The sequence below is a fragment of the Microbispora hainanensis genome (genome assembly GCF_036186745.1).
In the GTDB taxonomy this organism is placed as follows: Bacteria; Actinomycetota; Actinomycetes; order Streptosporangiales; family Streptosporangiaceae; genus Microbispora.
On sequence record NZ_CP108086.1, the window covers coordinates 20,502 to 33,073 of the forward strand.

At 70.2% G+C, this 12,572-nt stretch carries 14 protein-coding genes and 1 riboswitch; of the genes, 9 read left to right on the forward strand and 5 right to left on the reverse strand.

The window, feature by feature from the left end; all coding sequences use genetic code 11:
- Positions 1-147: 147 nt before the first annotated feature.
- Complete coding sequence (locus tag OHB01_RS00095; RefSeq protein WP_142650161.1) at positions 148-1,881, forward strand: ATP-binding SpoIIE family protein phosphatase; 1,734 nt, start codon at positions 148-150, stop codon at positions 1,879-1,881.
- A gap of 87 nt (positions 1,882-1,968) precedes the next feature.
- Positions 1,969-2,535, forward strand: a complete 567-nt coding sequence (locus tag OHB01_RS00100; RefSeq protein WP_142650160.1) for a TIGR03086 family metal-binding protein — start codon at positions 1,969-1,971, stop codon at positions 2,533-2,535.
- A gap of 7 nt (positions 2,536-2,542) precedes the next feature.
- Here OHB01_RS00100 and OHB01_RS39790 read toward each other — a convergent pair whose 3' ends face one another.
- The gene (locus OHB01_RS39790; protein ID WP_396685207.1) at positions 2,543-2,620 is read right to left on the reverse strand and encodes a 50S ribosomal protein bL37; all 78 of its coding nucleotides are present in this window, start codon (positions 2,618-2,620) and stop codon (positions 2,543-2,545) included.
- A gap of 136 nt (positions 2,621-2,756) precedes the next feature.
- Here OHB01_RS39790 and OHB01_RS00105 point away from each other — a divergent pair, with 136 nt between their 5' ends.
- The 3 genes from OHB01_RS00105 (at position 2,757) to OHB01_RS00115 (ending at position 5,952) form a co-directional block, all read left to right on the forward strand.
- Complete coding sequence (locus OHB01_RS00105) at positions 2,757-3,560, forward strand: DeoR/GlpR family DNA-binding transcription regulator (protein ID WP_142650159.1); 804 nt, start codon at positions 2,757-2,759, stop codon at positions 3,558-3,560.
- A 178-nt stretch (positions 3,561-3,738) separates the two neighbouring features.
- Positions 3,739-4,797: a galactose-1-phosphate uridylyltransferase gene (gene galT / locus OHB01_RS00110; RefSeq protein WP_147943653.1), complete on the forward strand. Its 1,059-nt coding sequence runs from the start codon at positions 3,739-3,741 to the stop codon at positions 4,795-4,797.
- Between the two features lie 70 nt (positions 4,798-4,867).
- Positions 4,868-5,006: riboswitch (cyclic di-AMP (ydaO/yuaA leader) on the forward strand.
- Between the two features lie 34 nt (positions 5,007-5,040).
- Positions 5,041-5,952 (forward strand): coiled-coil domain-containing protein, encoded by a 912-nt coding sequence (locus OHB01_RS00115; RefSeq protein ID WP_260617412.1) that lies wholly within the window; start codon positions 5,041-5,043, stop codon positions 5,950-5,952.
- A 65-nt stretch (positions 5,953-6,017) separates the two neighbouring features.
- On the opposite strand, the gene OHB01_RS00120 is transcribed toward OHB01_RS00115, so the two are convergent.
- Positions 6,018-6,449 carry a hypothetical protein gene (locus OHB01_RS00120; RefSeq protein ID WP_142650156.1) on the reverse strand — a complete coding sequence of 144 codons (432 nt, stop codon included), beginning with the start codon at positions 6,447-6,449 and terminating at the stop codon, positions 6,018-6,020.
- Between the two features lie 287 nt (positions 6,450-6,736).
- On the opposite strand from OHB01_RS00120, the gene OHB01_RS00125 reads away from it, so the two are divergent.
- On the forward strand, positions 6,737-7,249 hold the full coding sequence (locus OHB01_RS00125; RefSeq protein ID WP_142650155.1) for a DinB family protein: 513 nt from the start codon (positions 6,737-6,739) through the stop codon (positions 7,247-7,249).
- A gap of 23 nt (positions 7,250-7,272) precedes the next feature.
- Here the strand turns inward: OHB01_RS00125 and OHB01_RS00130 are convergent, their stop codons facing one another.
- Positions 7,273-8,577, reverse strand: coding sequence for a M50 family metallopeptidase (locus OHB01_RS00130; protein WP_142650154.1), 1,305 nt, complete (start codon positions 8,575-8,577; stop codon positions 7,273-7,275).
- A 190-nt stretch (positions 8,578-8,767) separates the two neighbouring features.
- On the opposite strand from OHB01_RS00130, the gene OHB01_RS00135 reads away from it, so the two are divergent.
- Positions 8,768-9,373, forward strand: coding sequence for a response regulator transcription factor (locus tag OHB01_RS00135; RefSeq protein WP_142650153.1), 606 nt, complete (start codon positions 8,768-8,770; stop codon positions 9,371-9,373).
- A 5-nt stretch (positions 9,374-9,378) separates the two neighbouring features.
- Here OHB01_RS00135 and OHB01_RS00140 read toward each other — a convergent pair whose 3' ends face one another.
- Positions 9,379-10,491, reverse strand: a complete 1,113-nt coding sequence (locus OHB01_RS00140) for a PP2C family protein-serine/threonine phosphatase (RefSeq protein WP_142650152.1) — start codon at positions 10,489-10,491, stop codon at positions 9,379-9,381.
- Between the two features lie 117 nt (positions 10,492-10,608).
- Between OHB01_RS00140 and OHB01_RS00145 the strand changes: the two genes are divergently transcribed.
- Together OHB01_RS00145 and OHB01_RS00150 are read left to right on the forward strand one after the other, a co-directional pair.
- A complete protein-coding gene (locus tag OHB01_RS00145; RefSeq protein ID WP_142650151.1) occupies positions 10,609-11,838 on the forward strand; it encodes a GNAT family N-acetyltransferase in 1,230 nt (409 codons plus the stop codon).
- 38 nt (positions 11,839-11,876) lie between these two features.
- A complete protein-coding gene (locus OHB01_RS00150) occupies positions 11,877-12,038 on the forward strand; it encodes a hypothetical protein (protein ID WP_168066293.1) in 162 nt (53 codons plus the stop codon).
- Between the two features lie 20 nt (positions 12,039-12,058).
- On the opposite strand, the gene OHB01_RS00155 is transcribed toward OHB01_RS00150, so the two are convergent.
- Positions 12,059-12,529: a ribose-5-phosphate isomerase gene (locus OHB01_RS00155; RefSeq protein ID WP_142650150.1), complete on the reverse strand. Its 471-nt coding sequence runs from the start codon at positions 12,527-12,529 to the stop codon at positions 12,059-12,061.
- Positions 12,530-12,572: the final 43 nt, after the last annotated feature.

The window sequence follows — 12,572 nt, forward strand, 5'->3', positions numbered from 1 at the left end:
CTGATATCCGTTTCGTCCCTTGACCGGCGGGTACGGCTGCGCCATCGCTCCGTCATACCGACCGGAGCTCTCATGTCAAACGGCTGAAATGCGCGGTATCAGCTCCATACGATTCTGGGACACCATCCGCTCTCTCCGGAGAATTCGTTGAACCGGAACTGCGTCATCAAGGACCCCGCCCCGGGCAACCGGGCGCAGTGGCGCCGCAGCAGCGCCGCGTCCGCGCACGAGCGGCTGGCCTTCCTGAACGAGGCGAGCCGGCGGATCGGCAGCACGCTCGACCTGTCCGAGACGAGCCGGGAGCTCGTCGACATGGCCGTCCCCCGCTTCGCCGACGCGGCGGCGGTGATGGTGCAGGACCGCCTCGTGGCGGACGGCGAGCTGTCGTCCCGGCCGGTGGACGGCACCACGCTCGTACGCAGGGTCGCCCTGGCCGTGGCGGGCGCGGATCCGGACTCCTGGGTGAAGACCTTCCCCGTGGGCGAGTCGATGGTCTATCCGGCGATCCTTCCGCAGGCCCAGTGCATGGCCGTCGGCAAACCGCTCATGTATCCGGCGCTCGACAAGGAGAGCGCCCGGCTGATCGGCGCCAGCATGGACCGGGAGGAGGCGGTCGCCTCGCTCCTGACCGACTCGTCGTTCCTCGCGGTGCCGCTGCGGGCGCGGGGGCGGGTGCTCGGCTGCGTGATCTTCACCAGGCATCCGGGAACGCGGTCGTTCGAGGAGCAGGACGTGGTGGTGGCCGAGGACCTGGCCGCCCGCACCGCCGTGTGCATCGACAACGCCCGGCTCTACACCAGGGAGCGCAGGACCGCGCTGACCCTGCAGAGCAGCCTGCTGCCCGTCGAACTGCCGCAGGCGCTCGGCATGGACATCGCCACCCGTTATCTGCCGGCCAGCGACCTGATGGGCGTCGGGGGTGACTGGTATGACGTCATCGCCCTGCCCGGGTGCCGTACGGCCCTGGTGGTGGGCGACGTCATGGGCCACGGCACCAGGGCCGCGGCGACGATGGGCCAGCTGCGCACGGCCGCGCGTACGCTCGCGAGCCTCGACCTGCCGCCCGACGAGGTGCTGTTCCGGCTCAACCTGATGAGCCAGGACCTCGACCCCAGCCAGATCGCGACGTGCATCTACGCCGTCTATGACCCGGTGACACGCAACTGCGCGCTCGCCCGGGCCGGCCATGTGCCGCCGATCCTCCTGCACCCCGACCGGTCGACCGAGATCATCGACCTGCCCGCGGGCCTGCCTCTCGGCATCGGCAGCGACCCGCTGGAGTCGCGCGAGATGGTCCTGCCGCCCGGGAGCGTGCTCGCCCTCTACACCGACGGCCTCGTGGAGAGCCGGGAGCGGGACCTCGACGCCGGGATCATGGGGCTGCGCCGTCTGCTCGCCGGTCCGGTCGAGGACCTGGAGGACATGTGCGACGTGATCATCAGCAGCCAGCGGTCGGGGCATGAACGTGACGACATCGCCCTGATGGTGGCCCGGGTGCGCGACCTCGACCCGGACGAGGTGGCGACCTGCCCGCTGCCGTCCGACCCGCGGTTCGTGTCGCACGCCCGCCGCTTCGTCCGCAGCACCCTGCAGAGGTGGGGGCTGAGCGGCCTGGTGGACAGCACCCAGCTCATCGTGAGCGAGCTGGTCACCAACGCGCTCAAACACGGCTGGCCGCCGATCGAGCTGCGTCTGCTGCGCGGCCGCACGCTGGTGGTCGAGGTCGTCGACGGCTCCCCCGCCGCTCCCGCCCCGCGCACGGCCACCCCCGACGAGGACACCGGCCGCGGTCTGCAGCTCATCAAGCGGTTCGCGTACCGGTGGGGCACCCGGCCCACTCCGTACGGAAAGATCGTCTGGGTGGAGCAGCACCTCCCTTGACCCGGGCGTTCCCTCCCTGTCGAGCGTGTATGACTGATCGTTGAGAAGAGTTACGTTCGAATCGGGAGTTCGTGGCGAGGAGGGGACATGATCGACATCCGTGACGCGTACCGCAGGGCGCTGGATGGCTTCGGGGCCCGTCTCCATCTCGTCCGCCGCGGGCAGTGGGAGCTGCCGACCCCCTGTGTCGACTGGGACGTCCGGGGGCTCGTCAACCACGTCGTGGCCGAGAACCTGTGGGCCCCCGAGTTGCTGTCCGGCCGTACGGTCGCCGAGGTGGGGGACGCCTTCGAGGGCGACGTGCTCGGCGACGACCCGGTCAAGGCGTTCGAGGCGTCCGCGCAGGGAGCGGTCCAGGCGGTGTACGCCGAGGGCGCCCTGACCAGCGTAGCCCACCTGTCCTTCGGCGACGTGCTGGGCGAGGAGTACATCACCGAGCTGTTCGCGGACGCGCTGATCCACACCTGGGATCTGGCACGTGCCATCGGCGGGCCGGAACGGCTCGACCCCGAGCTCGTCGCCTCATGCTCGGAGTGGTTCGAGAAAGCACGGGAGGACTACCGCGAGGCGGGAGTGTTCGGGGACGAGCAGGGCGTCCCGGCCGACGCCGACCAGCAGACCCACCTGCTCGCCGCCTGGGGCAGGAACCCCTAAAGAGTGCCTATCGGCCGGTGGGCCGCTTGCCGTGGTTGGCCTTCTTCTTCTTGCGTGCCTTCGACTTGCGTGCGCGTCTGCCCATGACGACCGCCTTCCGTCGAGTACGGCTTTCGCCCACTGTCCTCCCTGGGACCACGGGCGGCAAGAGGCGTACCCCAACTCAACATGTCTCCACGTTCGTGAGGCATAATTTGTTTGAATCTGTAGAGGAGTGGTGGATGCTGGCCCAGCAACGGCAGCAGGCGATCCTTGAGAGGGTACGCAGGACCGGCGGGGTGCGCGTCGCGCAGCTCGTACGCGACCTCGGGGTCTCGGACATGACGATCCGCCGCGACCTGGAGGTCCTCGCGGAACGCGGCCTGATCGTCAAGGTGCACGGCGGGGCGACCGCCACCGGCACGGGCTCGACGGAGGAGCCGGGCTTCGCGGCCAAGTCGGTGCGGCAGCAGGCCGAGAAGGAGGCCATCGCCCGCAGGGCCGCCCTGCTCGTGCGGCCGGGCAGCTCCGTAGCGCTCTCGGCCGGCACCACGACCTGGACACTGGCCCACCATCTGGTGGACGTGCCCGAGCTGACCGTGATCACCAACTCGGTGCAGGTGGCCGACGTCTTCCACCGCGCGGGACGGCCCGACCAGACCGTGGTGCTGGTGGGAGGCGTGCGCACGCCCTCCGACGCGCTGGTCGGCCCGGTGGCCGTGGCGGCCGTCCGCTCCCTGAACGTCGACACGCTCATGCTGGGCGTGCACGGCATGAGCGTCCGGGCCGGTTACACCACGCCCAACCTGCTGGAGGCGGAGACCGACCGCGCCCTCATCGCGGCCGCCCAGCAGCTCGTGGTCCTGGCCGACCACACCAAGTGGGGGACGATCGGCTTCAGCACGATCGCCGCCCTCGACGAGGCCGGCGTGGTCGTGAGCGACGTCGGCCTGCCGGAGGAGGCACGCGACGCGCTGTCGGAGCACGCCGGCGAGCTCCTCCTCGTCGATCCGTCCGGGGAGACCGAGCTGGAGACCGCGCTGTGACGCCGGCCCGCCGCACGTCCTCCGACGCCTGTAGTAAACCCGGTGCATCCCCCGGCCTCCGCGCGCCCGCCGTGTCCCCCTTTCGCAAACCCGCACCGACCCCCTTGTAAGCCCGCTCCGACCCGGGACACCGCACCGTGAAAGCCGGAGATCGCACCGTGAAGCTGGAGACCGCTCTGTGAAGCGCACCATCACCCATCTCGCCGACGGCCGTGAGCTGATCTACTTCGACCGGCGCGACGACGCCGACCACAGCGCCATCGACACCAGGGACCTGCCGCCGCGCCCGCTCGCCTCCGAGCTGCGCTACGACCCCCTGATGGACGAGTGGGTGGCCGTCGCCCGGCATCGCCAGACACGCACACACCTGCCGTCGGCGGAGGAGTGCCCGCTCTGCCCGGGTCATCCCGGCTCGGAGATCCCCTCGCCGTACGAGGTGGCGGTGTTCGAGAACCGCTTCCCGTCGTTCAGCTTCAACACGGGCTCGTACGAGCAGGTGGGCGGGCTGAGCGAGGTGCGTCCGGGGATCGGGCGCTGCGAGGTCGTCTGCTTCACCTCCGACCACAACGCGTCGTTCAGCTCGCTGAGCGACGAGCAGGCCGAGCTGGTCGTCGAGGCGTGGGCCGACCGTACGGCCGAGCTGTCCTCGCTGCCCGGCGTGGAGCAGGTCTTCTGCTTCGAGAACCGCGGCGCCGAGATCGGCATCACGCTGCCGCACCCGCACGGGCAGATCTACGCCTATCCGTACGTCACGCCGCGCACCCGGCAGATGCTGAACGCCGCCGCCCGTCATCAGGGCGGCAACCTGTTCGCGGATGTCCTGGCCGCCGAGCGGAAGGGCCCCCGGGTGGTGGCCGCCAACGAGCACTGGACGGCCTTCGTGCCCGCCGCCGCGCGCTACCCGTTCGAGGTGCACGTCTACCCGCACCGCCAGGTGCCCGACATCCCGGCGCTGTCGCCGGAGGAGCGAGCCGCGTTCGCGCCGCTCTACATCGAGGTGCTGCGCCGCCTGGACGGGCTGTTCGGCGTCGTCATGCCGTACGTCGCGGCCTGGCACCAGGCTCCTGTCACCTACCGGCGCGACCTCGCCTACCTTCACCTGCAGCTTTTCACGATCCGGCGGGCGCCCAACAAGCTCAAGTATCTGGCCGGATCGGAGTCGGCCATGGGCGCGTTCGTCAACGACGTGCTGCCCGAGGAGGCCGCCCGGATGCTTCGCGAGGCGATAACGGCCTGATCTCCGATTGATTGCGGCTTTGGTGGCAGCGACGGTTTCTTTACCACTAGTATCCCTGACACCGGCCGTCACAACCGGTACGCCTAATCCCGGGCGCCCCGCCCGGGAACCGGGGACCCAATCACGCACCTGGGGTCAAGGCAGTCGCCTGCCCGGGCTCCTCCAGCCCGAACCCGTCAGCTAACCCGGTCGGCAGATGGAGAGGAGTGGGCTCTGCCCCGCGCATTCCCCCTGGCTGTCGGCGTGCTCGCCTCCGCCGTCCTCGTGTTCGGTACGGCGGCGCCGGGCGTCGCCGAGCCCAAACCGACGGAGAAACAGCTCAAGAAGGAGCTGTCGGACCTGCGGCAGAAGGTCAACCGGCTGATCGCCGACTACAACGCCAAGCGTGTCGCCCTCGCCAAGGCCCGTGAGGAGGAGAAGGCGGCTCGCGACCGGCTGGCCAGGGCCCAGGCCGACTACCAGGCCGCCAGCGACGCCGTACGGCAGATGGCCGGGCTGCGCTACCAGACCGAAAGCGCGATGGCGCTGCCCGACATGAACACCGCCGCGCTCAACTACCAGCTCAAAGAGGAACAGGCCGCCCGGCTCGCGCACTTCGACCGGGTGCGCGACGCCCGGCAGCAGGCCGCGGACGCCGCCAAGACGCTGACCGCGCAACTGAAGGCGCAGGCCGAGGCGGTCGCCGTACAGCGCAAGGACGCCGAGGACCTCATCGACGAGATCAAGGACAAGCTCGACGCGCTGATCCCGATCGCGCCGGGAAAGCTCCCGGGTGGGTCGTGGGCACCGGAGCTGCCCAGCGGTGCCGACAACATCACGCCCCGGATGAGGTTCATGCGCACCGAGGTCGAAAACCACTTCAGCCTGCGGTTCCCGGTGGGCTGCTACCGGGCGGAGAACAGCGGCGAGCATCCTCTCGGGCGCGCCTGCGACTTCATGATGAGCTCGGGCGGCGCCATGCCCTCCCCCGAGATGAAGGCGCTCGGCGACAGCCTGGCCGACTGGGCCATCAAGAACGGCCCCAAGCTCGGCGTCATGTACGTGATCTGGCAGCAGCGCATCTACAACCTCGGCCGTCCCGGCTGGCGGCTCATGTCCGACCGCGGCGGAATCACCGCCAACCACTACGACCACGTACACATCTCGATGTACTGACCTGCCAGGGCACTCGCGGGGTGGGCCGGCCACCTCGGCGAGCGAGGCGGCCGGCCCGCTCCGGGTCAGGCCGGGATCTGCTTCTCGTGCCAGGTGTAGTAGAGGTAGGTGCTGCCGGGCCCGGTCAGCGTGCCGTAGACCTGCCAGAAGGTGTTGGTGCCGGGCGAGAAGCGGAAGATCTTGTCCCCGGGCCGGTCGTCCACGATGACCTGCTGTGACCCCGTGGGCCCGATCCGGACCTCGATCGTGAACGTCTCGTTGTCGGGGATGTCGAGGCAGACCTCGTGCGTGTACGCCGTCGGACCGGCGATGTTGTAGAGGCGATTGTCCACCGCCGGCGACTCGACGTTGGTGGGGACGTATTTGTTGACGACGTAGGTGTACCCGCCCGTGGAGCAGTCCACTGCGGAGGTGTCCGCGAGCGCGGGGCCGGCGCCGGTGAGCGTGACGCCGAGAACGCCGGCGGCGACGGTGAGAACGGAGATGGTGCGCTTCATGCCTCTCCTCATCCGTACGGTGTGACGCTTCAACCAAGTAGTTGAAGGCTGAACTGATTTTGATCACATTCGCCACAATTACACAAGTCTGATCAATTACCTGTCCGAATCCGAGTCAAGACGGCCGGGTTCGGCCTCCCGTCGGGCGCAGGCCCGGCGTGCGGCCCGGCCTTCGGCTACGTCATGAACCGCGCTCAGGAGGGGGGTGCCGGGACGGGCAGAACCGCCGGGTGCCTCCGCCCGCTAATCGGGGTGACTACGCGCCGAGTCCGGGGGAGGATGCCGGGATGACCGACACACGTATCGATCCCCCCGTCGTCGCGGGAGAGCGCGAGATGCTGCGCGCCTGGCTGGACTGGCACCGTGACACCCTCGCCGTGAAGTGCCGGGGCCTCACCGAGGAGCAGTTGCGGCTGCGCTCGGTGCCGCCCTCCAGCATGTCGCTGCTCGGCCTCGTACGGCACATGGCCGACGTCGAGCGGGCCTGGTTCCGGAGGCGGCTGAACGGCGAGGATCTTGGCGGCATCTACTTCAGTGCCGACGACCCGGACGGCGAGTTCGACAATGTGGACACCGCGTCGGCCGAGGAGGCCTTCGCGACCTGGCAGGCGGAGATCGAGCAGGCGCGGGCGGCCGAGGAGGCCTGCGCCGACCTGGACGCCATGACGAAGGCGTCCACTCGTGACGGCGTCCACTACTCGCTGCGGTGGATCATGTGCCACATGATCGAGGAGTACGCCCGCCACAACGGCCACGCCGATCTGCTGCGCGAGCGCGTCGACGGCGTGACGGGCGAGTAGCCCCCGACGGCGAGTGGCCTCCCTCAGCCGGACAGGCGGACCGGGTTGACGAGGTCGGCGTAGATGAGCAGGCCGCCCATGACGACCAGCAGGGCCGCCATGACGTACGTCAGCGGGAGCGCCTTGGCCACATCCACATAACCGGGGACGGGCCTGCGGCGCACCCGCGCGAACGCCCGCTTGACGCCCTCCCAGAGCCCGCCGGCGATATGGCCGCCGTCCAGCGGCAGCAGCGGGATCAGGTTGAACATGCCCACGGCGAGGTTCAGCCCGGCGAGCAGGTTGATGAAGATTTCGATCTTGTTCTCGACCGAGAGGTCGGAGGCGGCGATCTCACCGCCGATGCGGCCCGCCCCGACGATGCCGATCGGCCCGTTCGGGTCGCGCTTCTCCCCCGAGAACGCGGCGTTCCACACGCCGACCATCTTCTTGGGGATGTTGACCATAGCGACGGCGGTGCGCTCGGTCAGCTCCCACATCTGCCCGACGACATAACCGGGGCCCTTCTTCACCACGACGGTGGTCGGGCTCACTCCCAGGAAGCCGACGTTCTTCTCGATCTTGTCCGGGTCGGTGAGCGAGGGCATGTCCTGCGCGATCAGGTCGACCTGGAGGTCGGTCCGCTGCCCGCCCCGCTCGATGCCGAGCGTGGTCACCCCCGCGCCGTGCTCCCGGATCAGGCGCTGCGCGGCCTCCCAGTCGGTGACCGGCGTGCCGCCGATGGCGACGATGTGGTCTCCGGGCCGCAGACCGGCCTTGGCGGCGGGCGTCAGCGGGTCGCTGTCGCGGCAGTCCCGGTGGTCCGCCTCGGCCGCCGGGATGGCGCACTTGGACACCGAGGCCACGACGGGCGTCAGCTCACGGACGCCGAAGCCCATCATCACGACCGCGAACAGCACGAACGCGAGCACGAAGTTCATCGCCGGGCCGCCGGTCATGATGATGACCTTCTGCCACCAGGGCTTGCGATAAAAAACCCGGCCCTCGTCGCCCGGCCGGATCTCCTCGGACGCGACCGCCCGCGCGTTCTCGATCAGGCCCTGCCAGGGACCGGTGGAGACGCTGCGCAGCTTGCCGGGCTCGTCGGACGCACGCGGCGGCAGCATGCCGATCATGCGGATGTAGCCGCCGAGCGGCACCCACTTCACGCCGTATTCGGTCTCGCCCCGCTTGCGCGACCACATGGTGGGCCCGAAGCCGACCATGTACTGGGTCACGCGTACGCCGAAGAGCTTGGCGGGCACGAGGTGCCCGATCTCGTGAAGGGCGATCGAGACCAGCAGACCGACGAAGAGGATCACGAATCCGGCCGCGAAGAGCCAGCTCATCAGCGCGTACCCCCGAATCGGAGAAGGTGCTCTGGCAGACGAAGCACCCTTCGAGCGTAGCCCACCCGCACGAGGGCGAAGACTTTTCCGGCGCCGGTTCGGCTTGCCCGTGTGTGACCGGTTGGGGACACTTCGTTGACAGTACGCAGTTGGGCGATCACCCTGTGAAAGACGTCAAGAGGGGAGCATCTTGATCCGGATCCTGGTGGCCGAACACCTTCCGTTGGTACGGCGCGGCCTGGTCGCGTCCCTCGATGGGGAGGACGACCTGCGGGTGGTCGCGGACGTCGGGTCGGGCGAGGACATCGTGCCCGCGGCACTCGACGTACGGCCGGACGCCGCCGTGGTCGACGCCGACCTCCCCGGGGTGGACGGGCTCACGGCCGCCGCGCGGCTGGGAGAGAAGGCCCCGCGCTGCCGCGTGATGCTGCTGTCGGCGCAGCCCAGCCCGGGGCACATCAAGCGGGCCTTCGCGGCGGGCGTCCTCGGCTACCTGGGCATCGAGGTGGCCCCCGAGCATCTGGCCGACGGCATCCGCCGGATGGTCGCCGGACGCCGGGTCGTCGACTCCGAGCTCGCCGTCGCCGCGCTGGAGGCCGCCGACTGCCCGCTGACGCCGAGGGAGCACGAGGTGCTGCGGCTCGCGGCGGGCGGCGGGCGCTCGAAGGACATCGCGGCCGAGCTGGGCCTGTCCGTCGGCACCGTGCGCAACCACCTGTCGCGCATCCTCGTCAAGACCGGAGCGCGCAACCGCGTCGACGCCATACGGATCGCCACCGACTCCGGCTGGCTGTAGGCGGCTCAGGGGCGCCAGATCAGGACGAGCGCGCAGTCGTCGTTGTGGCCGGAGGACATCGCCTGCACGAGCTGCCGGGCCTTGTCGCGGAATCCCGACGGCAGCAGCCGCTCGGCCTCGCCGAGCAACCGGTCGAGCCCGGCGTCGATGTCCCTGCCCGGCTGCTCGATCAGCCCGTCGGTGAACAGCATGAGCGCGTCGCCCTTGCGCAGCACGCCGCTGTCGGTCTCGCAGGCGAGATCGGGCACCACGCCGAGCACGACGCCCTTCGCCGTGGAGACCCGCCACGTGCCCGACCCGGAGTCGAACCGGACCACGGGCGGGTGCCCCGCCGAGGTGATCGTGTACTCCCCCGTGGACAGGTCGAGCTCCAGGTGCACGGCCGTGACGAACCCCTCGTCGCCGAGCTGGCGGTGCAGGTAGGAGTTGCACGCCGCGAGGAAGTCGTCCACCGAGCCGAGCAGGCCGCCGAAGGTGCCCGACAGCATGAGCGCGCGGGTTCCCGCGTCCACGCCCTTGCCGGAAACATCGACGACCGCCAGCTGAACCCGGTCGCCCTCACGCATCGAGACGACGAAGTCGCCGCCGAACGACGATCCCCCGGCCTGCTTCAGCACCACCTTGCCGCCCCAGTCCTTGGGCAGCGGCGGCAGCTCGCTCTGCCGCTTGAGCCGGTCGCGCAGCTCCAGCAGCATCGCGTCGCCGCGCAGGCCCTGGACGCCGAGCTTGCCCCGCGTCCGCGCCATCGTCCAGGCGAGCGCTGCCGTGAAGGCCATCGTGATGAGCAGGCCGGGGCCGACGCTGAGCACCCCCCTGACCGGGCCCATGTACGTCAGGGCCGCGACGACCACGCACAGCAGGAGCGCGAGACTGCGCAGCCGGAGCTGGAGGCCGCCGATCAGCGTGAAGAGGATCAGCAGCGAGGGCGAGAACCAGTACGCCGACACGTCCGCGTCGAGCACGCCGACCACGACGGTGAGCGTGACGAGAGCGATGAGAAGGTAGCGGTCCTTCGACCACACCTTCCTGACGAAGCGGACCAACGGCACCAGGAGTGGCACACGCGCCAGGAGCGCGCGCAGCCGAGGAGGGATCAGCGGCGCCGGACGGGAATTCATGATGGCCTCGACTGTATCCGGACATCCCAGGTAGCGATACCTGCTTGACCAACGTCTAGATCATCCGGCACGGATATTGGCTCGCCTCGCGCGTCGGCCGGCTTCTACGGTGAGACGATGAGCCTCACCGTGCGCGCCATCACGGATTCCGAATGGCCGGCCTACTCGGACGTCCTGTTCGAGGCGTTCAACTCCTCCTATCCTTCTGAGATCCGCGAGCGCTGGCGGGAGCTCGCGGAGATCGACCGCACGATCGCGGCCTTCGACGGTGACCTCGCGGTCGGCGGCGCGCAGATCCTGTCCTTCTCCATGACCGTGCCGGGCGGGCCGATCCCCGTGGCCGGCGTCACGTCGGTGGGCGTGCTCCCCTCGCATCGCCGCCGCGGCGTGCTGACCGCCCTCATGACCCGGCAGTTGCACGACCTGCACGAGAACGGGCGTGAGGCCGTCGCCGCGCTCTACGCCAGCGAAGCCGGCATCTACGGACGCTTCGGGTATGGCAGGGCCGCAGACACCTTGTCCTTCCGCATCCCCACCCACGACTCGGCCTTCACGCGCTCGGCTCCCACCGATCCGGCGCTGCGTCTGCGCCTGGTCCCGCCTGCGGACGCGCTGCCCGCCCTTCAGCGGGTCTACGACGCCGTACGGCCGGGCCGTCCCGGCCTGTACGGGAGGTCCGGCGGGTTCTGGCGCAATGAGATCCTCCCGGACACCGAGCACGACCGGGGCGGGATGGGCCCGCTGCGCTGCCTCGTCGCCGAGGACGCGACGGGAGCGCGCGGCTACGCGCTGTTCCGGGCGAGGGGCAGGTGGAGCGAGCACTCCGTGCCGGAAGGAGAGGTCCGGCTCCTGGAGCTGATGGCCACCGATCCCGCGGCGTACGCGCTGGTCTGGCGCGGCGTCCTCGACCGCGACCTGTGCGCGGTCGTCCACGCCGGGCGGCGGCCGGTGGACGACCCGATCATGCACCTGCTGGCCGATCCCCGCCGGCTCAACGCGATCTGGTTCGACGACCTGTGGATCCGCCTGGTCGACGTCGACCGGGCCCTGGCCGCCCGCGCGTACGCGGCCCCCGCCGACCTGGTCCTGGAGGTCGTGGACGAGATCTGCCCGTGGAACGCCGGCCGCCTGCGCCTCGTCACCGACAAGGGATCGTGCGAACCGACGGACGCGCCCGCCGACCTCACGCTGCCGGTCGACGTGCTGGGCGCGGCCTACCTCGGCGGGCGGCCCCTGCGGGCGGCGGCGGACGCCGGGCTGGTGCGCGAGCACCGGCCGGGAGCGCTGCGCGAGCTGTCGGCCGCCATGATGTGGGACCCGGCTCCCTGGGGCTGCCGGGTGTTCTGATCTCCGCAGGGCCGCCGCGACCGCGTAGGCTTCGAGGCATGGCGCTGCAGAGTTTGCAGATCACCGCGATCACGGCCATGCGGGCCCGTGACGTGTCCCGGCCGACGCCCGAGCAGCAGGAGGCCGCCGACCAGCGGCCGCTGCGCGACGAGACACCCCGGCGGGAACCCCGCCGGGGCCGGGACAGGGACGCTCGCTAGACGTACGGCGCTGGAGGCGCTCAGGCGGGCAGCGGCGGCAGTTCGCCGGTGGCCTCGTATTCGGCCAGCTGCCGGATCCGCCGGGCGTGTCGCTCGGCCCCGGAGAACGGCGTGGCCAGGAAGATCGCGACGAACCTGGTGGCCTCCTCCGGCGTGTGCTGCCGGGCGCCCAGGCTGATCACGTTGGCGTCGTTGTGCTCGCGGGCGAGCTTCGCCGTTTCCTCGTTCCAGGCGAGGGCCGCGCGCACCCCCCGCACCTTGTTGGCGGCGATCTGCTCGCCGTTCCCCGAGCCGCCGATCACCACCCCGAGGCTGCCAGGGTCGCCGGCCACGCCCTGCGCGGCGCGCAGCACGAACGGCGGATAGTCGTCCTCCGCGTCGTAGACGTGGGGACCACAGTCCTCCACCTCGTGGCCCTGCTCCTTGAGCCAGGCGACCAGATGATTCTTGAGCTCGTAGCCGGCATGGTCGGCACCGATGTAGACACGCACGGCACAAGTTTCCCAGAAAGGCTCTGGCGGGGACGACCCCGGG

Bases quoted from the DNA above. Each gene is read 5' to 3' on its own strand.
- OHB01_RS39790 (WP_396685207.1), bottom strand. From the start codon at position 2,620: ATGGGCAGACGCGCACGCAAGTCGAAGGCACGCAAGAAGAAGAAGGCC.
- OHB01_RS00145 (WP_142650151.1), top strand. From the start codon at position 10,609: ATGAGCCTCACCGTGCGCGCCATCACGGATTCCGAATGGCCGGCCTAC.
- OHB01_RS00120 (WP_142650156.1), bottom strand. From the start codon at position 6,449: ATGAAGCGCACCATCTCCGTTCTCACCGTCGCCGCCGGCGTTCTCGGC.
- OHB01_RS00130 (WP_142650154.1), bottom strand. From the start codon at position 8,577: ATGAGCTGGCTCTTCGCGGCCGGATTCGTGATCCTCTTCGTCGGTCTG.
- OHB01_RS00100 (WP_142650160.1), top strand. From the start codon at position 1,969: ATGATCGACATCCGTGACGCGTACCGCAGGGCGCTGGATGGCTTCGGG.
- OHB01_RS00125 (WP_142650155.1), top strand. From the start codon at position 6,737: ATGACCGACACACGTATCGATCCCCCCGTCGTCGCGGGAGAGCGCGAG.
- OHB01_RS00140 (WP_142650152.1), bottom strand. From the start codon at position 10,491: ATGAATTCCCGTCCGGCGCCGCTGATCCCTCCTCGGCTGCGCGCGCTC.
- OHB01_RS00150 (WP_168066293.1), top strand. From the start codon at position 11,877: ATGGCGCTGCAGAGTTTGCAGATCACCGCGATCACGGCCATGCGGGCC.
- OHB01_RS00105 (WP_142650159.1), top strand. From the start codon at position 2,757: ATGCTGGCCCAGCAACGGCAGCAGGCGATCCTTGAGAGGGTACGCAGG.